Raw genomic sequence first — 21,202 nt, 5'->3', positions numbered from 1 at the left:
GCGTGTTTCACGTGAAACGACGAGGGGCCGCACTCCCGTGGAGTGCGGCCCCTCACATGCTCTGCTGAGCTCTGCCCTTAGGCAGCAACGACCTCGATGCCGAGCTTCGCCGCAACCTCGGGGTGCAGACGCACGGACACCTGGTGTCCGCCCAGCGTCTTGATCGGCGAGCCGAGCTCGACGCGACGCTTGTCGACGTCCGGGCCACCGGCAGCCTTGATCGCCGAGGCGATGTCCGCCGGGGTGACGGAGCCGAAGAGACGGCCGGCGTCGCCGGAGCGAACAGCCAGACGGACCTTCACGGCCTCGAGCTTGGCCTTGACCTCGTTGGCCTGCTCGATCGTCGCGATCTCGTGGATCTTGCGGGCGCGGCGGATCTGCGCCACGTCCTTCTCGCCACCCTTGGTCCAGCGGATGGCAAAGCCACGCGGAACCAGGTAGTTACGGGCGTACCCGTCCTTGACGTCGACGACGTCGCCGGCAGCGCCGAGGCCGGAGACCTCGTGGGTGAGGATGATCTTCATTATTCGGTCACCCTTCCCTTATCGCGCGGTGGACGTGTAGGGCAGCAGCGCCATCTCACGGCTGTTCTTGACTGCCGTGGCGACGTCACGCTGGTGCTGCGTGCAGTTGCCGGTGACGCGGCGGGCACGGATCTTGCCGCGGTCGGAAATGAACTTCCGCAGCATGTTCGTGTCCTTGTAGTCCACGTACTGGGTCTTGTCCTTGCAGAACGCGCAGACCTTCTTCTTAGGCTTGCGCACAGGCGGCTTCGCCATGGTGTTTCTCCTGTGTGATCAAGAAGTGGGGGTACGAGCTGCCCTAGAAGGGAGGCTCGTCCGAGTAGCCGCCGCCAGAACCGCCGGAGCCGCCGGAGCCGCCGGAGCTTCCGCCCCAACCGCCTCCGCCACCCTGCTGGCCACCGGCCGGCGCGCTGGTGGCCCACGGGTCGTCGGCGGGAGCACCGCCGCCACCCTGCTGGCCGCCGCCACCGGGACCGCCGCCCCAGTTGCCGCCGCCCTGCTGGCCGCCGCCGTAACCACCCTGGCCGCCCTGACCACCGCGACCGGTGGTCTTGGTGACCTTGGCCGTGGCGCTCTTGAGGCTGGGGCCGACTTCCTCGACGTCCAGCTCGTAGACCGTGCGCTTCACGCCCTCGCGGTCTTCGTACGACCGCTGCTTCAGCCGGCCCTGCACGACGACGCGCATGCCTCGCTGGAGCGACTCGGCGACGTTCTCCGCCGCCTGACGCCAGACCGAGCAGGTGAGGAACAGGCCTTCGCCGTCCTTCCACTCATTGGTCTGCCGGTCGAAGATGCGGGGAGTGGACGCGACACGGAACTTCGCGACCGCCGCACCGGACGGGGTGAAGCGCAGCTCGGGGTCGTCGACGAGATTGCCGACGACCGTGATGACGGTCTCGCCTGCCATGGGTGAACCTCTCGGCGGGGATTGCTTCTGGCTGCTTGCTGCTACTCGAACCCGATGACCGCTGAGCTAGATGCTCAGTGGATCTCGGGACGGAGGACCTTGGTCCGGAGGACCGACTCGTTCAGGTTCATCTGGCGGTCGAGCTCCTTGACGACCGCAGGCTCGGCCTGCAGGTCGATGACCGAGTAGATGCCCTCGGGCTTCTTCTTGATCTCGTAAGCGAGACGACGACGGCCCCAGGTGTCGACCTTCTCGACCTTTCCGTTGCCCTCACGGACGACGGAGAGGAAGTTCTCGATCAGCGGGGAGACAGCGCGCTCCTCGAGATCGGGGTCGAGGATGACCATCACCTCGTAGTGACGCATGTGGAACCCACCTCCTTTGGACTCAGCGGCCACGGTCGTTCCGTGGCAGGAGGGTCGTGATGCGTAAAGCAACAGTGTCTCCGAGTAAAACAGCCATCACTGACAACGCCCTCCGTCAAGAGGGGCTGATGTGCTGGCCTGGGCAGACACCGGTGCAGACGTTACAGAGTACCCGCACACCGGCTTCCGGTTGAAATCCGGTGCTCAGGAGACGCAATCTGTACACATCGGGTGTGAGCGGCGCCACGATGCGCCGCCTTTCGGCCAGGAGGTTCTCCATGGCACAGACAATGCGTTCCCGCCCTCCCGTTTCCCTGCTGGCCACGGACGGCAGGTCCCATCCGCTCCAGGACACCCTGGTGGCAGTGACCGTGGTTCTCGGCGCTCTCGCCTTCGTGACCGCGATGTTCGCCAATCTGCATCTGATCAGCTCGTGGGCCGGACTCGTCGGGATCCTGACGGGTGCGTACGGGCAGTACATCTCGGTGACCACGCGGGAGAGGTTCCCGCTGATCCTCGGTATGGGCGCGTCCGCCATCGGATTCTTCCTGGGCATGGCCCACGGCGGCCTCTTCGGCGGCGTGGTCGGCTGACTCGGCCGCGGACCCCGCCGGAACACGGGGACCCGGTGCAGGCCCACATCCACGGGGCCGTCCGGGTCCCCGTGGGCCCGGCCACCGGGTCCTGCGGGAACGGCAAGGTCCCATAGGGCCAGACGGCGCGCTTCCCGGTCACAGTAGGCTTCGGCGCGAGAGCCGGAGCCCCTGACCGATGGGGACACACCTGCCGAGGAGCGCCCCGCATGAGCCTGACCCTGAGGACCATCAGCCGAGAGCAGCATCTGGCGTACATCCAGAGTCTGCCCGCGGCCAGTCACATGCAGGTCCCGGCGTGGGCGGATGTGAAGGCCGAGTGGCGCTCGGAGAACCTGGGCTGGTTCGACAAGGACGGTCAGCTGGTCGGCGTCGGCCTGGTGCTGTACCGGCAGTTGCCCAAGATCAAGCGGTATCTCGCGTATCTGCCCGAGGGCCCGGTCATCAACTGGTACGCCCCGAACCTGAACGACTGGCTGCAGCCGATGCTGGCGCATCTCAAGCAGCAGGGTGCCTTCTCGGTGAAGATGGGTCCGCCGGTCGTCATCCGCCGCTGGGACGCGGCCGCCATCAAGTCCGGCATCCAGGACCCGGATGTGAAGCGCCTGCGCGACGTCGAAGCCACCCACATCGAGCCGCGCGCCTTCGAAGTCGCGGACCGGCTGCGGAAGATGGGCTGGCAGCAGGGCGAGGACGGCGGCGCCGGATTCGGCGACGTGCAGCCGCGCTACATCTTCCAGGTGCCACTGGCCAACCGTTCGCTCGAAGACGTCCACAAGGGCTTCAACCAGCTGTGGCGGCGCAACATCAAGAAGGCCGAGAAGGCCGGCGTCGAGGTCGTGCAGGGCAGCTACGAGGATCTGGCCGAATGGCAGCGCCTGTACGAGATCACCGCGGAGCGGGACCACTTCCGGCCGCGCCCGCTGGGCTACTTCCAGCGCATGTGGACGGCCCTCAACAACGAGGACCGCAACCGGATGCGGCTCTACTTCGCCCGGCACGAGGGTGAGAACGTCGCGGCCGCGACCATGCTGATCGTCGGCGGCCACGTCTGGTACTCGTACGGTGCGTCCGCCAATCACAAGCGCGAGGTCCGGCCCTCGAACGCGATGCAGTGGCGGATGCTGCGCGATGCGTACGCCATGGGCGCCACCGTCTACGACCTGCGTGGCATCTCCGATTCGCTGGACGAGACCGACCACCTCTTCGGCCTGATCCAGTTCAAGGTCGGCACCGGCGGGCAGGCGGCCGAATACCTCGGCGAGTGGGACTTCCCGCTCAACAAGCTTCTGCACAAGGCGCTCGACATTTACATGTCGCGCCGCTGACGAAACCGGCTTCATTCGCTTCAATAGGCGCACCAACAGGATCAACAGGCGCTTCAGCAGGCCCGCCGGCAGGCAGGCCGACAAGCTCAGGCACTTCATCAAGCTCCGCATACCTCTGATACACCGCAGCCACCAGAAAGGTTCCGGACCGGCCATGGCGCTCTCCCTCTACGTCGACACCGCGCGCTGGCGGGCGCACCAGAAATCCGTACTCGACCAGTTCCCCGGACTCGTACCGGTCTGCAAGGGCAACGGATACGGCTTCGGTCACGAGCGGCTCGCAGACGAGGCGATCCGCTTCGGATCGGACACGTTGGCCGTCGGCACCACCTATGAGGCGGCTCGGATAAAGGACTGGTTCAGCGGCGATCTGCTGGTGCTCACCCCGTTCCGGCGGGGCGAGGAGCCGGTGCCGCTGCCCGACCGCGTCATCCGGTCCGTCTCGTCCGTGGACGGTGTGCACGCACTCGTGGGGGCCCGGGTCGTCATCGAGTGCATGAGCTCGATGAAGCGTCACGGCGTCAAGGAGGAGGAACTGGGGCAGCTGCACGCGGCCATCGAGGACGTGCGCCTCGAAGGTTTCGCCCTGCACCTGCCGCTGGACCGCACGGACGGCTCGGACGCGGTCGAGGAGGTCATCGGCTGGATGGACCGCCTGCGGGCGGCCCGGCTGCCGTTGCACACCATGTTCGTCAGTCATCTGCGCGCCGAGGAGCTGGGCCGGCTGCAGCAGCAGTTCCCGCAGACCCGCTTCCGCGCCCGCATCGGCACGCGGCTGTGGCTCGGCGACCACGACGCGACGGAGTACCGGGGCTCCGTCCTCGACGTCACGCGCGTCGCCAAGGGCGACCGGTTCGGCTACAGGCAGCAGAGGGCCGCCTCCGACGGCTGGCTGGTGGTCGTCGCCGGCGGTACGTCGCACGGCGTGGGCCTGGAGGCCCCGAAGGCCCTGCACGGCGTGATGCCACGGGCCAAGGGCGTCGCCCGCGCGGGGCTGGCCACGGTCAACCGCAACCTGTCGCCGTTCGTCTGGGCGGGCAAGCAGCGCTGGTTCGCAGAGCCGCCGCACATGCAGGTGTCGATCCTGTTCGTGCCCGCGGACGCGCCGGAACCGAAGGTCGGCGACGAGCTGGTCGCCCATCTGCGCCACACGACCACCCAGTTCGACCGTCTCGTCGACCGCTGAGGCGCTGGGCCGACCCGGAGAACACGCATCGGGGCCAGGGCCTCGCCGGGGGCTCGCAGCCTTCCGGCGAGGCCCTGCTCAGTCTCCGACCGATTCGCGTGCCGCGCCCCACTCCACCCGCGGTCCCTCGGCCGCGGGCGCCGCGTGCCGCGGCCGGTGCGCCGCCGCACGCCCCACCACAAAGACGTCCTCGGCCCCATCGAGCACCCCGCCCGACGGATCGTCCGACCCGTCGCTGCGTACGACGTCCCGCTCCGGCATCAGGATGTCCCGTACAACAACGGCGCAGAGGTAGAGCGTGCCCAGCAGATGCACGGCGATCGCCAGCTGGTAGCCCTCCGTCGGCAGCCCTTGGTGCTTGTCTCCGCTCGTCGTGTACGCGAGGTACATCCAGATCCCCAGGTAGTACATGACCTCGCACGCCTGCCAGATGAGGAAGTCCCGCCAGCGCGGCCTCGCCAGTGCTGCCAGGGGGATCAGCCACAGCACGTACTGCGGTGAATAGACCTTGTTGGTGAGGATGAACGCCGCGACTACGAGAAAGGCGAGCTGGGCGAAGCGGGGCCGGCGCGGGGCCGTCAGCGTCAGCGCGCCGATACCCGCGCACAACAGGATGGTCAGCAGCAGCGAGACGTTGTTCACGGTGTCGACCGAGATGGAGATGCCGGCGCGCTGCGCGATGATCAGCCAGAACGAACCGAAGTCGAGCGGCCGGTCGTGGCTGAACGTGTAGAACTTCTTCCACCCCTCGGGTGCGAACACCATCACCGGCAGGTTCACCGCCAGCCAGGACGCGGCCGCGCCGAGCGTCGCCACGAAGAACTCACGCCATTTGCCCGCCCGCCAGCAGAGCACGAAGACCGGCCCCAGCAGGAAGACGGGATAGAGCTTGGCGGCCGTGGCGAGGCCGATGAGAATGCCGAATGCCGCCGTCCGCTGCCGGGACCACATGAGCATCGCCGCAGCCGTCAGGGCGACGGCCAGCAGGTCCCAGTTGATCGTGGCCGTCAGCGCGAACGCGGGCGCCAGGGCGACCAGCAGCCCGTCCCACGGACGGCGCCGGTGCGTGCGGGCGACACACACGGCCATGACCGCAGCGCAGATCATCAGCATGCCCGCGTTGACCATCCAGTACATCTGCTCGCGGTGCTGCATGGAGCCGCCGGGCGTCAGCCAGGACGCGACCTGCATGAACACACCCGTCAGCACGGGGTACTCGAGGTACTGCATGTCGCCGCTCAGGCGGTCGAAGTACGGCACAAGCCCGTCGGCGAAGCCACGCCCGACAAAGAGATGCGGAATGTCGGAGTAGCAGGCGTGCGTGTACTGCGAGCTGGCACCTCTGAACCACGCCCAGTTGTAGCAGGGCGCCTTCTGCACCATGCCGAGCGCGAACATCCCGATCGCCACCAGCGCGACGGCGCGCACCGGTGTGAGCGGGCCGGTACCCAGCCGCGCCCAGCGCCCCGACCGCCCGCCGATCAGTTCGCTGCCGGCCGCGGCGATCTCGTCCCGTTGCGTGGGCCGTACGACGGGCCGTTCGTGGTGCACGCTCGTGTCCTCTGCGCTTGGCATGCCGCACATCCTGCCGTACGGGACTGTGGAAACGGCGAGGGCCGCCGCACCAAGTGTGCGACGGCCCTCGAGAGGTCGTTCTCCGGCTGCTCCTCGTCGGCGTACCGCCGACCGGAGCGCCTGCCGGCCGGACGCTATCCGACCGGGCCCCCGAAGAAGTTTCCGCCCCCGTTTCCGTTCCCGTTCCCGTTGCCTCCTCCGACGTCCCCGGGCGAGGACGTCGGGTCCGTCGAGGGTTGGGTCGTTCCTCCCGTGCTGCCGTCGGTCGTTCCGGAGTTGCCGCCCGTGTTGGTTCCGCCGTTGTTGTTCTGGCAGTTCCAGTCCCACGCCCCGCAGCTGTCGCTCGGGCCGGGCTTCGGGACCTCGGGAGTCCTCGACGGTGTCGACGACGGCGTGCTGGAAGGAGTCTCCGAGGGCACGACGCTCGGCGTCGGAGAGGGGCTCTTCGCGCCACCGCCGTAGAGCGTCTCACCCCAGGGCTGCGGCTTCGGGAAGCTCTCGGGCTGCGTCCCTGCCAGTGCGTCGATCATGTAGTCGTGCCAGATCTGGGCCGGGAACGAGGCACCGTGGATGGTCCTCTCGCCGCCTGTCCCGTACATCTCCTCGAACCCACGATCCTTGTGCTTCTCGTTGTCGTCCAGCCGGTACATGCTGATGGCCGTCGAGAGCTGCGGGGTGTAGCCCACGAACCAGGCGGACTTGTTCTGGTCGGTCGTACCCGTCTTGCCCGCCACATCCCGGCCGGGGAGCCGGGCCGGCGTGCCGGTTCCCTTCTCCACGACATTCTTCAGAACGTCGGTGACGTTGTCGGCGATCACGGGATCGAAGGCCCGCTTGTTCACCTTCTTGTGCTGATAGATGACCTCGCCACGCTGCTTGACCTCGCTGACCGAGTACGGGTCGTGCTGCAGACCACTGGTGGCGAAGGTGCCGTACGCCCCCGCCATGCGGATCGCGCTCGGCTGGGAGGTTCCGATGGAGAACGACGGAACGTTCGAGTCCGCCATGTACTTGTCGTCACGCAGACCTGCCGCGACGGCGACGTCCTTCACCTTGTCGGTGCCGACGTCCATACCGAGCTGCACGTAGGGCGAGTTGGCGGACCACTGCATGGCCTCACGAAGGGTGATGTTTCCCCTCGACTCATGGCCGTCGTTGGACTGCAGCCACTCCTTGCCGTTCTCGTCCTTCCACACCTCGCCGTTGTACTTCTTGATCTTCAGCATGTCGTCGGCGTTGTAGATGCTCTTGGGCGAGACCTTCTCGCGCTGCGACTCATCCTGGTCCGAGCCGAGACTCGGGTCCCGCTTGCCGTACTCCATCGCGGCCGCCAGCACGAACGGCTTGAAGGTCGAACCGACCTGCGCACCCGTGGTGTCGGCGTTGTTGGTGTAGTGCGTCGTCGCGTTCTGACCACCGTAGATCGCGAGGATGGCGCCGGTGTTCGGATCCACCGACGCGCCACCGAACTGGACGTGCGTGTCCGTCAAGGGGCGCTTCTTCGGGTCGATCCTGCTGTCGTAGACCTTCTTCACCGCGGCGTTGAGCTTCTCGACCTTCTTCTTGTCGAAGGTGGTGTGGATCTCGTAACCGCCCTGGGCGAGCTTGTCCGCTGTAATGCCCCGGTCGTTGTTGTTGAGGAAGTTCGACTTGGCGAGGTCGACCAGATAACCGATCTGTCCGCCCAGCTGGGCGTTCTTCTTAGGCGCGTCCGGCATGGGGAACGTCTTGTACTTGCTGAGTTCCGCAGCGTCCAGCCGGCCGTCCTTCACCTCTTCCTCGAGGATCCACTTCCAGCGCTTCTTCGCCCGATCCAGGTTCTTCGCCGGGGTGGCCTGTTCGGGATCGATCTCGGGCGCGCCCGCCGGATCGTAGTAGGTCGCACCCTTGAGCAGAGTGGCCAGGAAGGCGCACTCGCTCGGGTTCAGCTTCTTCGCGTCCTTGCCGTAGTACGTACGGGCCGCGGCCTGGATTCCCGATGCACCTCGTCCGTAGTACGAGATGTTGAGGTAGTCGGCCATGATGTCCTTCTTGTCCATCTGCTTGCCGACCTTGAGCGTGATGAACAGTTCCTCGAACTTCCGGCTCAGCGTCTGTTCCTGCGAGAGCCGCGAGTTCTTCACGTACTGCTGGGTGATCGTCGAGCCGCCCTGGGTCTCACCGCCCTTGGCCATGTTGTAGAGGGCCCGGGCAATACCCATGGGGTCGATGCCACTGTCCGTTTCGAACGACTTGTTCTCCGCCGAGATGACGGCGTTCCGCATGGCCGCGGGGATCTGCGAGTAATCGATGATCTGACGGTTGGTCTCACCACCCGTCGCGACCATCTGTGTGTTGTCGGCCCAGTAGTAGACGTTGTTCTCCGCCTTGGCGGCATCCTTCACCTCGGGCGTGGCAACCATCGCGTAGGCCAGCCCGGCAAAGCCCATGAGCAGGCCGAGGAAGGCGATGCACAGACCCGAGATGAGCTTCCACGACGGCACCCAGCGCCGCATCCCGTACTTGTCGGCGCGCGGGTAGTCGATGAAGCGCTTCTTGACGGGCCGCTGACTGCCGCGTCCGCGGCCCCGGCCGGGGCCGTCGTACCCGCCGTCGCCACCACCGCGTCGGCGGCCCCCTCCTCCGCCGTACCCTGCGCCACCTCCCTCGGCGGCTCGCCGCCCGCCGCCGCGCTGGGCGGCCCTCCTGGCTTCGGCGCGTCCGCCGTACGGACTCTCCTCGCCGTACGAACCGGAAGGTGACTCGGAAGTTACTCCGCGTGACGGAGCTGCGCGGCGTCCTGAGGACTGCTGGGCGGCTCGTCTGGCCGCGGCACGCCCGCCACCCTGCGGTTGCGGCGTTTTGCGACGGTGCTCGCTCATCGAACGACTACTCCTCGGGCAGGCAAGAGTGCCTGGAAGCGGCAGTTGAGATCCGGTCCCCCCGAATTACGGACCAGCCCTGCGACAGGCTCATCCGCAGCGCATCCGGTCGGTCCGCGATGACTGACGCGTGGGCGCGTCACACGGTTCCCGGTGGTCTGCATGCCGCACAGACTACGCACGGTCAAAACCCTCCTAGAGCCTAAGTTCACCTCAAATCAGGCAAGTCACCTGCTGCGAATTGGTGATGTGACGCCGTTCACGATGGCCCCCCTTGTCGCGTCGCGCGGAGCGATCTATCGTCAGGATGTATCGAGTCGATACATCAGCTCGGCATAGGATCCCTGAGAGCACTCGGAGAAGAAGGAGGAGGCGAAGTTGAGCAGACGTTCCGGCATCCTCGAATTCGCCGTACTCGGTCTGCTCCGCGAGTCCCCGATGCACGGGTACGAGCTGCGCAAACGCCTCAACACGTCGCTGGGGATCTTCCGCGCCTTCAGCTACGGCACCCTTTACCCGTGCCTCAAGACGCTGGTCGCCAATGGATGGTTGATCGAGGAGACAGGTAACTCCGCGGACGACCTTCCGCCCGCCGGCGGCCGTCCTGTCGCCCCCGCTTCCACACTGGCGGGACGCCGCGCCAAGATCGTCTACCGGCTGACGGCAGAAGGTAAGGAGCACTTCGAGGAGCTGCTCTCCCACACCGGCCCGGACTCCTGGGAGGACGAGCATTTCGCAGCCCGTTTCGCCTTCTTCGGGCAGACGGAGCACGAGGTGCGGATGCGCGTGCTGGAAGGCCGCCGCAGCCGGCTTGAGGAGCGCCTGGAGAAGATGCGCGCCTCTCTGGCACGCACCCGCGAGCGACTCGACGACTACACACTTGAGCTGCAGCGACACGGCATGGAGTCCGTGGAGCGCGAAGTGCGCTGGCTGAACGAGCTCATCGAGAGCGAGCGGTCGGGACGGGATCAGCGACGATCCTCGCCCGAGGGCTCAGCTCAGCAGAACACCGCAGGAGAGACGGACGGCCTGCCCCGGCATCGGGGTGCTGCCCCGCCGGATCCGTCCGACGACACCGGCAAGTGAAGTCCCCGCAGTTCCGCAGGGCCTTCATCGGAATCACCGAGAACACTCAACACAGGGAGCAACCGGAATGGGTTCGGTTCGCGTAGCCATCGTCGGCGTGGGCAACTGCGCCGCCTCGCTGGTGCAGGGCGTCGAGTACTACAAGGACGCCGATCCGGCCGGCAAGGTGCCCGGTCTGATGCACGTCCAGTTCGGCGACTACCACGTGCGTGACGTCGAGTTCGTCGCCGCCTTCGATGTCGACGCGAAGAAGGTCGGTCTCGACCTCGCGGACGCCATCGGTGCGAGCGAGAACAACACCATCAAGATCGCCGACGTGCCGAACACCGGTGTGACCGTCCAGCGCGGCCACACCCACGACGGTCTGGGCAAGTACTACCGCCAGACCATCGAGGAGTCCACCGAGGCCCCGGTCGACATCGTCCAGGTCCTCAAGGACAAGCAGGTCGACGTTCTCGTCTGCTACCTGCCCGTCGGTTCCGAGGTCGCTGCCAAGTTCTACGCGCAGTGCGCCATCGACGCCAAGGTCGCGTTCGTCAACGCCCTCCCCGTCTTCATCGCCGGTACCAAGGAGTGGGCGGACAAGTTCACCGAGGCCGGTGTCCCGATCGTCGGCGACGACATCAAGTCGCAGGTCGGCGCCACCATCACGCACCGCGTGATGGCGAAGCTCTTCGAGGACCGGGGCGTCGTCCTGGACCGCACGATGCAGCTGAACGTCGGCGGCAACATGGACTTCAAGAACATGCTCGAGCGTGAGCGCCTGGAGTCCAAGAAGATCTCCAAGACGCAGGCCGTCACCTCGCAGATCCGTGACCGCGAGCTGGGTGCGGACAACGTGCACATCGGCCCGTCGGACTACGTGGCCTGGCTGGACGACCGCAAGTGGGCGTACGTGCGCCTCGAGGGTCGTGCCTTCGGTGACGTTCCGCTGAACCTGGAGTACAAGCTCGAGGTCTGGGACTCCCCGAACTCCGCCGGTGTCATCATCGACGCCGTGCGCGCCGCGAAGATCGCCAAGGACCGCGGCATCGGTGGCCCGATCCTCTCCGCGTCCTCGTACTTCATGAAGTCCCCGCCGGTCCAGTACTTCGACGACGAGGCCCGCGAGAACGTCGAGAAGTTCATCAACGGCGACGTCGAGCGCTGACACGACCGACAACGGCGTGTGACCGTGGAAGGGCGATGAGCGGCAACGCTCCACCTCTCCCGCATCGTTGAGGGTCCCCGGGCAATCCGCCCGGGGACCCTCAACGTATGTGACCCTTGCCCACATGCCCGTCGTACGTGATCTGCGCGTACTCCTGCACCTTCGGAACTTCCGTCGTCTGCTCGCCGTACGTCTGCTCTCCCAGTCGGCCGACGGCGTCTACCAGGTCGCCCTGGCCGCGCACGTCGTCTTCTCCCCGGAGAAACAGACATCGGCGGGAGCCATCGCCTCCGCGATGGCCGTGCTGCTGCTGCCGTACTCACTCATCGGCCCCTTCGCCGGCGTCTTCCTGGATCGCTGGCCGCGCCGCCAGGTCTTTCTGTACGGCAATCTGCTGCGCTCCGCCCTCGCCTGCTGCACGGCCCTGCTGATCCTCGGCTCGGCGCCCGACTGGCTCTTCTACGCCTCCGCCCTGTGCGTCACCGCAGTCAATCGCTTTGTGCTGGCGGGCCTCTCGGCCGTACTACCGCGGGTCGTCGACAGGGACCGGCTGGTCATGGCCAACTCGCTCTCGCCGACTGCGGGCACACTCGCCGCCACGGCGGGCGGCGGTCTTGCCTTTGTCGTACGTCTGGTCGCGGCAGACTCCGATGCGGCGGTGGTTCTGCTGGGGGCGGGGCTCTATCTGGCGTCGGCGCTGATGTCCCTGAGCCTCGCGGCTGGTCTCCTCGGGCCGGACCCGGATGACAGCCGTCTCGGGCTGGGGAACGCCCTGGCCACCACCGCGCGGGGAATCGCCGGCGGGCTGCACCACCTGGCCACGCGAAGGGCCGCCGCACAAGCGCTGGCGGCCATGACGGTGATCCGGTTCTGTTACGGGGCGCTGACCGTGATGGTGCTGATGCTCTGCCGATACGCCTGGTCCGACAGCGACTCCGACGGGCTCGCTCTGCTCGGTCTGGCGGCAGGGGCCTCCGGTGCGGGGTTCTTCGCGGCGGCCGTACTGACACCGTGGGCGGTGGGGCGGCTGGGCCGGTTCCGATGGATGGCGGTCTGCGCGACCGCGGCCGCGGCCCTCGAGCCCGCACTCGGGTTGTGGTTCAGCCCCCACCCGATGCTCGTTGCAGCGTTCGTCCTCGGAATGATCACCCAGGGAGCAAAGATCGCGGCGGACACCGTCGTGCAGACCTCGGTGGACGACTCCTTCCGCGGCCGGATCTTCTCCCTGTACGACGTGCTGTTCAACGTGGCCTTTGTGGGCGCTGCCGCAGTATGCGCCTTGATCCTGCCGCCCGACGGCGAGTCGCCCACAGTGGTGATCGCGGTTGCCGCGCTCTACTCGATCGTCGCAGTGACGATGTTCCGATGGAGCCATGCCGACAAAGCGCTCTAGCATGCCACCGAAAAGACCTGCAGAACCTGGACAGGACCACAGCTGACTGGCGGGCCTCCAAGGCGGAGCATTGTGTCGAGGGGCGTTGTTTCACGTGAAACAACGCCCCTCGACACAACAGCGGCGGTCATGTTTCACGTGAAACATGACCGCCGCTGCGACCTCAGCTCTGCGCGGTCCACCACTTCTTGAGCTCCGCGACCGCAGCGTCGTGCTCCATCGGGCCGTTCTCCAGTCGCAGTTCCAGCAGGAACGCGTACGCCTTGCCGATCACAGGCCCGGGACCGACACCGAGGATCTGCATGATCTCGTTCCCGTCCAGGTCGGGTCGGATGGCGTCCAACTCCTCCTGATCCTTCAGCTGCGCGATGCGCTCCTCAAGCGCGTCATACGTGCGCGAGAGGGCCCCGGCCTTGCGCTTGTTCCGAGTCGTGCAGTCCGAGCGGGTCAGCTTGTGCAGCCGCTCCAGCAGTGGGCCCGCATCGCGCACGTACCGACGCACAGCGGAGTCCGTCCACTCCCCGTCGCCGTAGCCATGGAAGCGAAGGTGCAGCTCCACCAGCTTCGCAACGTCCTTGACCAGGTCGTTGGCGTACTTGAGCTCAGCCATTCGCTTCTTGACCATCTTGGCGCCCACCACCTCGTGGTGATGAAACGAGACGCGCCCGTCCTTCTCGAAGCGCCGGGTCCGCGGCTTGCCGATGTCGTGAAGCAGCGCCGCAAGCCGCAGCGTCAGATCGGGGCCGTCCTCCTCCAAGTCGATCGCCTGCTCCAGGACGGTCAGCGAGTGCTCGTAGACGTCCTTGTGGCGGTGATGCTCGTCACTCTCCAGCCGCAGGGCGGGCAGCTCCGGCAGCACCTGCTGCGCCAGTCCCGTGGAGACCAGGAGAGCCAGACCCTTGCGGGGGTTCGCGGAGAGCAGCAGCTTGTTGAGCTCCTCACGGACCCGCTCCGCAGAGACGATCTCGATACGGCCTGCCATCTCCGTCATCGCGGCGACGACATCGGAGGCGACATCGAAGTCCAGCTGCGCGGCGAAGCGTGCGGCGCGAAGCATGCGAAGCGGGTCGTCGGAGAACGATTCCTCGGGCGTCCCGGGGGTGCGCAGCACACGCTCCGCCAGATCATCGAGACCACCGTGCGGGTCGATGAATTCCTTCTGCGGCAGCGCCACAGCCATCGCGTTGACCGTGAAATCCCGGCGTACGAGATCTTCCTCGATGGAGTCGCCGTACGAAACCTCCGGTTTGCGCGAGGTCCTGTCGTACGCCTCCGACCGGTATGTGGTGACTTCGATCAGGTAGCCGTTCTTCTGGCACCCCACTGTGCCGAAGGCAATACCGACCTCCCACACCGAGTCGGCCCAAGGACGGACAATCTTCAATACGTCCTCGGGGCGGGCATCTGTGGTGAAGTCCAGGTCATTCCCGAGCCTGCCCAGAAGCGCGTCCCGGACCGAGCCGCCGACCAGGGCGAGACCGAATCCGGCATCCTGGAAACGGCGCGCGAGGTCATCGGCGACAGGGGACACCCGCAGCAGCTCGCTGACCGCGAGGTGCTGCACCTGGGTCAGGGCGCTGGAATTCTCTTCATTGGCGTTCGGCACAACAGAAAAGGGTACGTGCCCGAACCCTCCCGGGCGTCATCGTTTCTTTCCGCCCTGCGAGACTCTCCCGATCATGTAGCTCACTCCGCAGCACTCAGTCCCGGCGCACATCGTTACCATGCGGGGACGCAGCAACCGACAGCGATCGACAGCAGCTGACTACGACGAAGGACGGACAGGCGCGTGGCCGAGGCGGCAGACATTCAGGGGATCAGCCACTCTCCTGCCCGCCGCTGGCTGCGGCGTACAGCCTCCGCGTTCCTCGGAGCGCCGCTCGTCGCCACGCTGCTGGCCGGTCCCGCCGTGCCCGCGGCGCAGGCCGGCGAGGCGAGCAAGGCGCCGACCGGCTCCAGCACCGTGGGCGTGTCCCTGGACTCCCTGGCCCCCAGCGCGCCCGTGAAAGGGGACACACTCACCGTCTCCGGCACGTTGACCAACAGGAGCAAGGAAACCGTCACCGATGCCCGGGTCGACCTCCGAGTGGGGCCACGGCTCTTCGGCAGGACGTCCATCGACGCGGTCGCCGAACGCACCGGATATGTGCCCGGCATCGATCCGGCGCCGGTCGGCGGCTCGTACACACTGAAGATCGCGAAGCTCCCGTCCGGGATCAGTCAGGACTTCACGCTGTCCGTGCCCGTCGACAAGTTGGAGCTCGACGATTCCGGTGTCTACCAGTTCGGTGTCTCCCTATCGGGACAGACCTCCCGTGCTCCGTACGAGCACGTGCTCGGCATCCAGCGGACCTTCCTCCCCTGGCAGGCCGAGGAGAGTGACTCCAGGGCCAGGATCACCTATCTCTGGCCGCTGATCGCATCGGCGCACCTGACGGCCGAGACGGGCTCCGACGAACAGCAGACCCCGGTCTTCGCGGACGACGACCTGGCTGCAGAGCTCGCCCCCGGCGGACGACTTGAGCAGATGGTCTCGCTGGGCAGCCAACTGCCTGTGACGTGGGTGATCGACCCGGATCTACTGGCCGGCGTCGACGCGATGACGGGGAACTATCGCATCAAGACCGGCGACACCACCGTCGCAGGGAAGAACCAGGCCGTCGCCAAGCAGTGGCTGACTTCGCTGCAGGCAGCCGTGGCGGACCGCAAGGTCGTCGCGCTGCCGTTCGCCGACCCGGATCTGGCATCTCTCGCCCACCGCGGAAAGAACGTCTCGGGAACCCTCAGCCACCTGCAGAACGCCACCGAAGTGGCCGGTCCGACGGTGGAGACCATCCTGCATGTGAAGCCGTCCACGGACTTCGCGTGGCCGATCGACGGCGCCATCGATCCGTCGATCGTCGATGTCGCCACATCGGCCGGTGCTCACAACGTGATCGCCCGCAGCGACAGCCTTCAGGAGACCGGGGGGCTGCCCTACACACCGACCGCGGCTCGGCCGATCGGTGGCGGTACCACCGCCGTCGTCGCCGACTCCCGGCTTTCCAAGGCCTTCGAGGGCGACATGTCGAACGCGGGGCGATCCACCCTTGCCGTTCAGAAGTTCCTCGCCACAAGCCTTGCGCTGACCGAGCAGGACACGGACAACGACCGCAGCATCGTCGTCGCGCCGCAGCGGATGCCCACCGCCGCTCAGGCACAGTCGATGGCGCGCGCCCTGCACGTCCTCGACGACGAGCGGTGGACACGGCCCCTCGACCTGGTGGGCGCGGCCGAGGCGAAGCCCGACGCAGAGGCGACGACGAGGGTCCCCAGGACCTCCCAGTACCCGAGGAAGCTCCGCAGCCAGGAGCTGCCCACCCAGGCCTTCCAGGACATCAAGGCCACCCAGGACTCGCTCGACAGCTTCCGGGTCATCCTCACCCAGCCCGAGCGGGTCGTGACCCCCTTCGGCAACGCGATCAACCGGTCCATGTCGACGTCATGGCGCGGCAGGCCGCTGGAGGCACAGCAGTACCGGGACTCCGTACGGACGTATCTGCATGGACTCACCAACGAGGTGCAGCTCATCGCCAAGTCGGACGTCACCCTGTCCGGCCGCAGCGCCACCATCCCGGTGACCGTGCAGAACAAGTTGGTGCAGGGTGTCGATCATCTGGTTCTCCGACTGAAGTCGGAGAACGCGACACGGCTCAAGCTCAACGGCGGGGGCGCGGTTGCGGAGCGGCCGATCCGTATCGCGGGCGGCCACAGCCAGTCCGTGAAGTTCAACGCCGCGGCGAACGCCAACGGTCAGGTGCAGGTGACAGCGCAGCTCTACACCGAGGACGGCACACCGTACGGCGAGGAGATGACCTTCATCGTGAAGATCTCCGAGGTCACACCGACTGTGCTGCTGGTGATCGCCGGAGGACTGCTGCTGCTGGTCCTTGCGGGCATCAGGATGTACACCCATCGCAAGCGTGCCAACGCCGGCGATCCGGCGGGAGGCAACGGCGGTGAACCCGAGCAGCCGAGTGACCCGACGCCGGACACCGATCCGGAAAGCGGAGCGCCGTCAGGCACGGGTGAGAAAGTGGACCGTTGAGCGATGTCTGTCGTGGCCGGTCGGCCGGGGACGATGAGGTGGGGTATCGATGAACGCGCCGTACGACGGTGACCGCGGTCAAGGTGCGGGCGGAGCCGGGTCTTCCGGTGGACCCTCGATGCCTTCAGGCCCGGAGCAGGTGCCTCCGGTGCCGGACCCGTACCTCCAGGACGCGTACGACCGCGATCCCTACCGTGCCCAGGACCTCTCCGCCCAGGACCCGGTGGCCGAGGCACTGTACGACCGCGCCTCGCACCCACCGCCGCCTCCTGGCACCTATCAGCCGCCGCAGCCGCTCTACCAGCAGCCGCCGGCGGCGCAGTACGCCCCCGATCCGCGCATCTGGGCTCAGACCCCGCCGCCCGAACCCTCCGGCCCGTCCCGGCACCTGCCCTACGGCGAGGACGCGGCGACGACCCAGTTCGTCGGCGTGGACGACCTCGTCACCCAGGCGTCCGAGGACCGCGAGGAACCGGACGCGTTCGCCCACCTGTTCCGGGACCAGGAGGGTCAAGCCGGAGTTCCCGCCCCGGCCGAGCCCGAACCGGCTCCAGCGCCCGCCCCGCCGAAGGCGGGCGGCCGGGCCTCCAGCCTGCTCAAGTCCAGCGCGGTGATGGCGGCCGGCACCCTGGTGTCCCGGCTCACCGGCTTCGTACGCAGCCTGGTGATCACCGCTGCGCTGGGCGCGGCACTGCTCGGTGACAGTTTCACCATCGCCTACACACTGCCGACGATGATCTACATCCTCACCGTCGGCGGCGGACTCAACTCGGTCTTCGTCCCCCAGCTCGTCCGTTCCATGAAGGACGACGAGGACGGCGGCGAGGCCTACGCCAACCGTCTGCTGACGCTGGTGATGGTCGCGCTCGGTGTGATCGTCGCCATCGCGGTCTTTGCCGCTCCGCTGCTGATCCACCTGATGTCGAGCACGATCGCGAACGATCCTGCGGCCGACAACGTGGCCACCACGTTCGCCCGGTACTGCCTGCCCACCATCTTCTTCATGGGTGTGCATGTGGTGATGGGCCAGATCCTCAACGCCCGCGGAAGGTTCGGCGCGATGATGTGGACCCCGGTCCTCAACAACATCGTCATGATCTTCACGTTCGGTATGTTCATCTGGGTCTACGGCACCTCCGCCGAATCCCACATGGGTGTGCAGACGATTCCGCCGGAGGGCATCCGGCTGCTCGGCATCGGCACACTGCTCGGTCTGGTCGTCCAGGCCCTGGCGATGATTCCGTATCTGCGCGAGGCCGGCTTCCGCTTCCGTCCGCGCTTCGACTGGAAGGGCCACGGTCTCGGCAAGACGGTCAAGCTGGCCAAGTGGACCGTTCTGTTCGTCTTCGCCAACCAGGCCGGTGTACTGGTCGTCACGCAGCTCGCGACCTCGGCGGGCAAGGCTTCCGGCAGGAACGGCGCGGGCTTCCTCGCGTACTCCAATGCCCAGCTGATCTGGGGCATGCCCCAGGCGATCATCACCGTCTCGGTCATGGCGGCCCTGCTGCCGCGCATCTCGCGCGCCGCCCACGACAACGACCCCGGTGCGGTCCGCGACGACATTTCTCAGGGGCTGCGCAACTCCGCCGTGGCGATCGTGCCGGTGGCCTTCGCGTTTCTCGCGCTGGGCGTCCCGATGTGCACCCTGCTGTACTCCTCCAGCGGCACTGAGGCCGCCCGGTCCATGGGCTTCATCCTTATGGCGTTCGGCCTCGGACTCATCCCGTACTCCGTGCAGTACGTGGTACTGCGTGGCTTCTACGCGTACGAGGACACCCGCACCCCCTTCTACAACACGGTCATCGTCGCAGCGGTCAACGCTGCAGCCTCCGCCCTCTGCTACGTGGTCCTTCCGGCCCAGTGGGCGGTCGTCGGCATGGCGGCCTCGTACGGGCTGGCCTACGCCGTCGGCGTGGGAATCGCCTGGCGGCGGCTCCGCAACCGTCTGGGCGGCGACCTGGACGGCGCCCAGGTCGTCCGTACCTACGCCCGACTGTGCCTCGCGGCGGTCCCCGCGGCAGTCATCGGCGGGGGCGTGGGCTTCGCCCTGCTCCTGGCCCTGGGCGAGGGTGCCTTGGGTTCGCTGATCGCCCTGATCTTCGGCGGGGCTGCTCTCCTGGGGGTCTTCTTCGTCGCTGCGAAGCGCATGCGGATCGAAGAAATCAACGGCATGGTCGGCATGGTCCGAGGACGTCTCGGACGCTGAGAATCGTCGTCGCGCACAACCGTCGCCAGTCTCCGTGTGTCGTGCATAGCGCCGGAGTGTGGGCACAATTGGCGTGACTGTGCAGAGCTGGCTGGCATCGCTCAACGGATGGGGAGGCAGGAACGACGGTGGCGGAACGTAGCACGGCTGCCGTCGACGTGGCCGACAACAGCGGTGATGAGCCGCTGACCGCCAAGGCGGACGAGGCCACGGCCGACGGGACGGCAGAAGCCCAGGAGACCGAGGGCACAAGCCCCCAGGACACGGACGGTGAGCGGAGCCCCTCTGAAACCGCCTCAGCGACCCCCGATCTGCACAGTGGCCACAAACTTGCCAGACGTTACCGCCTCGAGGAGTGCGTCACCCGTCTGGACGGGTTCAGCAGCTGGCGTGCTGTCGACGAGAAGCTGCGCCGCGCGGTGGGCGTCCATCTGCTCCCCGCGGATCATCCACGAGCCCGCTCCGTGCTGGCCGCGGCCCGGTCCTCCGCGCTGCTCGGCGACCCGCGCTTCGTGCAGGTCCTCGACGCGGTCGAGGAGGACGACCTCGTCTATGTCGTTCACGAATGGCTCCCCGACGCCACCGAGCTCACGGCCCTGCTGGCAGCAGGCCCGATGGATGCTCACGACGCCTATCAGTTGGTCAGTCAGGTCGCCCAGGCCATGGCGGCCGCACACCGTGAGGGTCTCGCACATCTGCGACTCACCCCCGGGGCGGTACTGCGGAGCTCGACCGGCCAGTACCGGATCCGTGGCCTCGCGGTGAACGCCGCCCTGCGGGGCATTGCCGCCGATGGCCCGCAGCGCGCAGACACCGAAGCGATCGGCGCTCTGCTCTATGCCGCATTGACACAGCGCTGGCCCTACGAGGTCGATGCCTACGGTCTTACCGGGCTTCCCAAGGGCGTCGGACTGCTCGCCCCCGACCAGGTGCGGGCGGGGGTCCATCGCGGTCTCTCGGAGATTGCCATGCGCGCGCTCGCCAACGACGGAGCCACCGCCTCCCGGCAGGAGCAGCCGTGCACCACACCCGACGAGCTGGCCAAGGCCGTTGCCGCGATGCCTCGCATCCGCCCGCCCGAGCCCAGCTTCACGGCTCCGCCCGAATACCAGCGCACGACCTACCAGCAGGGCAGCTTCGGACGCCCGCCCACCGCTCCCGGCGGTGCTGCGACGCAGCCCGTGATGCCCGCACCGCCGGCGCCGCTCCAGAGCCGTACCGGCAAGGCTCTCAAGTGGGCCGTGTCGGCACTCCTCATCGCGGCCCTGGGTCTCGGTAGCTGGCAGCTCGCAGAGACGCTCCTCGACCGCGGCAACGATTCGGGGGGCACCGGCACCACACAGACGAATCCGGAGAACGGCGACAAGAACATTCCTGCTCCGGCCAAGCCGTTGCGGATCGCCGGTGCGACGGAGTTCATGCCCGGTGGCTCGGGGATCAAGCAGGAGGACGCACCGGACGCGGTCGACGGCAAGCCGGACACCGCCTGGATCACCCCGCAGTACCAGGGCTACGCCAATTTCGGCAACCTGCCGAACCGCAAGCAGGGCAGCGGCATAGTCGTTGACCTCGGCCGCGTGCAGGACGTCAGCGGCTTCACGATCAAGATGTACCGCAGCGGGCAGAAGGCGGAAGTACTCTCCGCCGACGAGAACGCATCAACGCCGTCGTCCCTCTCCGACTTCCCGCAGCGCCTCACCAAGATCGGTACGGTCGGAAGCAGCCTGGCGGAGAGGCTCGACAGGCCGGTGCGGACCCGCTACATCCTGATCCACATCACCGAACTCCCTCCGGACGGGGCAGCAGGCCTCTTCCGTGGCGGGATCTCGGAAATCTCTGTACGCGGCTGACAGAACAGGCCAGCAGGAGTCATTCACCGTGTCGGCTCTGCGGCTGCGACCGAGAACGGACGGTCGCAGCCCTCTGCGGACCGATCTTCCT

The 21,202-nt window shown here is 67.1% G+C and carries 16 protein-coding genes; 9 read left to right on the top strand and 7 right to left on the bottom strand.

What is annotated here, in order from left to right:
* Nucleotides 1-77: 77 nt before the first annotated feature.
* The 4 genes from rplI to rpsF all read right to left on the bottom strand — a co-directional run bounded on the left by rplI (nt 78) and on the right by rpsF (nt 1,796).
* Nucleotides 78-524, bottom strand: coding sequence for a 50S ribosomal protein L9 (rplI, locus tag OG878_RS20310; RefSeq protein ID WP_037702131.1), 447 nt, complete (start codon nt 522-524; stop codon nt 78-80).
* Nucleotides 525-542: 18 nt separating this feature from the next.
* Nucleotides 543-779 (bottom strand): 30S ribosomal protein S18, encoded by a 237-nt coding sequence (gene rpsR / locus OG878_RS20305; protein ID WP_003967857.1) that lies wholly within the window; start codon nt 777-779, stop codon nt 543-545.
* 43 nt (nt 780-822) lie between these two features.
* Nucleotides 823-1,431 (bottom strand): single-stranded DNA-binding protein, encoded by a 609-nt coding sequence (locus OG878_RS20300; RefSeq protein ID WP_328888102.1) that lies wholly within the window; start codon nt 1,429-1,431, stop codon nt 823-825.
* A gap of 74 nt (nt 1,432-1,505) precedes the next feature.
* Nucleotides 1,506-1,796: a 30S ribosomal protein S6 gene (rpsF, locus tag OG878_RS20295; protein ID WP_015609864.1), complete on the bottom strand. Its 291-nt coding sequence runs from the start codon at nt 1,794-1,796 to the stop codon at nt 1,506-1,508.
* Between the two features lie 278 nt (nt 1,797-2,074).
* On the opposite strand from rpsF, the gene OG878_RS20290 reads away from it, so the two are divergent.
* From OG878_RS20290 to OG878_RS20280, 3 genes are all read left to right on the top strand, one after another.
* Complete coding sequence (locus tag OG878_RS20290; RefSeq protein ID WP_328888101.1) at nt 2,075-2,389, top strand: hypothetical protein; 315 nt, start codon at nt 2,075-2,077, stop codon at nt 2,387-2,389.
* Nucleotides 2,390-2,598: 209 nt separating this feature from the next.
* Nucleotides 2,599-3,717, top strand: a complete 1,119-nt coding sequence (locus OG878_RS20285; protein ID WP_328888100.1) for a lipid II:glycine glycyltransferase FemX — start codon at nt 2,599-2,601, stop codon at nt 3,715-3,717.
* Between the two features lie 154 nt (nt 3,718-3,871).
* Nucleotides 3,872-4,903, top strand: coding sequence for an alanine racemase (locus OG878_RS20280; protein WP_328888099.1), 1,032 nt, complete (start codon nt 3,872-3,874; stop codon nt 4,901-4,903).
* A gap of 78 nt (nt 4,904-4,981) precedes the next feature.
* Here OG878_RS20280 and OG878_RS20275 read toward each other — a convergent pair whose 3' ends face one another.
* Together OG878_RS20275 and OG878_RS20270 are read right to left on the bottom strand one after the other, a co-directional pair.
* Nucleotides 4,982-6,478 (bottom strand): glycosyltransferase family 87 protein, encoded by a 1,497-nt coding sequence (locus tag OG878_RS20275; RefSeq protein WP_328888098.1) that lies wholly within the window; start codon nt 6,476-6,478, stop codon nt 4,982-4,984.
* A 134-nt stretch (nt 6,479-6,612) separates the two neighbouring features.
* On the bottom strand, nt 6,613-9,339 hold the full coding sequence (locus OG878_RS20270) for a transglycosylase domain-containing protein (protein ID WP_328888097.1): 2,727 nt from the start codon (nt 9,337-9,339) through the stop codon (nt 6,613-6,615).
* 378 nt (nt 9,340-9,717) lie between these two features.
* Here OG878_RS20270 and OG878_RS20265 point away from each other — a divergent pair, with 378 nt between their 5' ends.
* From OG878_RS20265 to OG878_RS20255, 3 genes are all read left to right on the top strand, one after another.
* Nucleotides 9,718-10,425 (top strand): PadR family transcriptional regulator, encoded by a 708-nt coding sequence (locus OG878_RS20265; protein WP_328888096.1) that lies wholly within the window; start codon nt 9,718-9,720, stop codon nt 10,423-10,425.
* A gap of 67 nt (nt 10,426-10,492) precedes the next feature.
* The gene (locus tag OG878_RS20260; RefSeq protein WP_328888095.1) at nt 10,493-11,575 is read left to right on the top strand and encodes an inositol-3-phosphate synthase; all 1,083 of its coding nucleotides are present in this window, start codon (nt 10,493-10,495) and stop codon (nt 11,573-11,575) included.
* A 124-nt stretch (nt 11,576-11,699) separates the two neighbouring features.
* Nucleotides 11,700-12,968 carry an MFS transporter gene (locus tag OG878_RS20255; RefSeq protein WP_328888094.1) on the top strand — a complete coding sequence of 423 codons (1,269 nt, stop codon included), beginning with the start codon at nt 11,700-11,702 and terminating at the stop codon, nt 12,966-12,968.
* 163 nt (nt 12,969-13,131) lie between these two features.
* Here OG878_RS20255 and OG878_RS20250 read toward each other — a convergent pair whose 3' ends face one another.
* Nucleotides 13,132-14,574, bottom strand: coding sequence for a CCA tRNA nucleotidyltransferase (locus OG878_RS20250; protein WP_328888093.1), 1,443 nt, complete (start codon nt 14,572-14,574; stop codon nt 13,132-13,134).
* 183 nt (nt 14,575-14,757) lie between these two features.
* On the opposite strand from OG878_RS20250, the gene OG878_RS20245 reads away from it, so the two are divergent.
* From OG878_RS20245 to OG878_RS20235, 3 genes are all read left to right on the top strand, one after another.
* A complete protein-coding gene (locus OG878_RS20245) occupies nt 14,758-17,055 on the top strand; it encodes a DUF6049 family protein (protein WP_328888092.1) in 2,298 nt (765 codons plus the stop codon).
* Nucleotides 17,056-17,104: 49 nt separating this feature from the next.
* The gene (murJ, locus tag OG878_RS20240) at nt 17,105-19,261 is read left to right on the top strand and encodes a murein biosynthesis integral membrane protein MurJ (protein ID WP_328888091.1); all 2,157 of its coding nucleotides are present in this window, start codon (nt 17,105-17,107) and stop codon (nt 19,259-19,261) included.
* Nucleotides 19,262-19,389: 128 nt separating this feature from the next.
* Nucleotides 19,390-21,111 (top strand): protein kinase family protein, encoded by a 1,722-nt coding sequence (locus OG878_RS20235; RefSeq protein ID WP_328888090.1) that lies wholly within the window; start codon nt 19,390-19,392, stop codon nt 21,109-21,111.
* Nucleotides 21,112-21,202: the final 91 nt, after the last annotated feature.

Source organism: Streptomyces sp. NBC_00316 (assembly GCF_036158715.1).
Classification (GTDB): domain Bacteria; phylum Actinomycetota; class Actinomycetes; order Streptomycetales; family Streptomycetaceae; genus Streptomyces.
This window is presented reverse-complemented; position numbering and strand designations above follow the sequence as displayed.

What these genes read in the sequence shown, in the direction of transcription:
- rplI (WP_037702131.1), bottom strand. Translation starts at nt 524, where the DNA reads ATGAAGATCATCCTCACCCACGAGGTCTCCGGCCTCGGCGCTGCCGGC.
- rpsR (WP_003967857.1), bottom strand. Translation starts at nt 779, where the DNA reads ATGGCGAAGCCGCCTGTGCGCAAGCCTAAGAAGAAGGTCTGCGCGTTC.
- OG878_RS20300 (WP_328888102.1), bottom strand. Translation starts at nt 1,431, where the DNA reads ATGGCAGGCGAGACCGTCATCACGGTCGTCGGCAATCTCGTCGACGAC.
- rpsF (WP_015609864.1), bottom strand. Translation starts at nt 1,796, where the DNA reads ATGCGTCACTACGAGGTGATGGTCATCCTCGACCCCGATCTCGAGGAG.
- OG878_RS20290 (WP_328888101.1), top strand. Translation starts at nt 2,075, where the DNA reads ATGGCACAGACAATGCGTTCCCGCCCTCCCGTTTCCCTGCTGGCCACG.
- OG878_RS20285 (WP_328888100.1), top strand. Translation starts at nt 2,599, where the DNA reads ATGAGCCTGACCCTGAGGACCATCAGCCGAGAGCAGCATCTGGCGTAC.
- OG878_RS20280 (WP_328888099.1), top strand. Translation starts at nt 3,872, where the DNA reads ATGGCGCTCTCCCTCTACGTCGACACCGCGCGCTGGCGGGCGCACCAG.
- OG878_RS20275 (WP_328888098.1), bottom strand. Translation starts at nt 6,478, where the DNA reads ATGCCAAGCGCAGAGGACACGAGCGTGCACCACGAACGGCCCGTCGTA.
- OG878_RS20270 (WP_328888097.1), bottom strand. Translation starts at nt 9,339, where the DNA reads ATGAGCGAGCACCGTCGCAAAACGCCGCAACCGCAGGGTGGCGGGCGT.
- OG878_RS20260 (WP_328888095.1), top strand. Translation starts at nt 10,493, where the DNA reads ATGGGTTCGGTTCGCGTAGCCATCGTCGGCGTGGGCAACTGCGCCGCC.
- OG878_RS20255 (WP_328888094.1), top strand. Translation starts at nt 11,700, where the DNA reads ATGCCCGTCGTACGTGATCTGCGCGTACTCCTGCACCTTCGGAACTTC.
- murJ (WP_328888091.1), top strand. Translation starts at nt 17,105, where the DNA reads ATGAACGCGCCGTACGACGGTGACCGCGGTCAAGGTGCGGGCGGAGCC.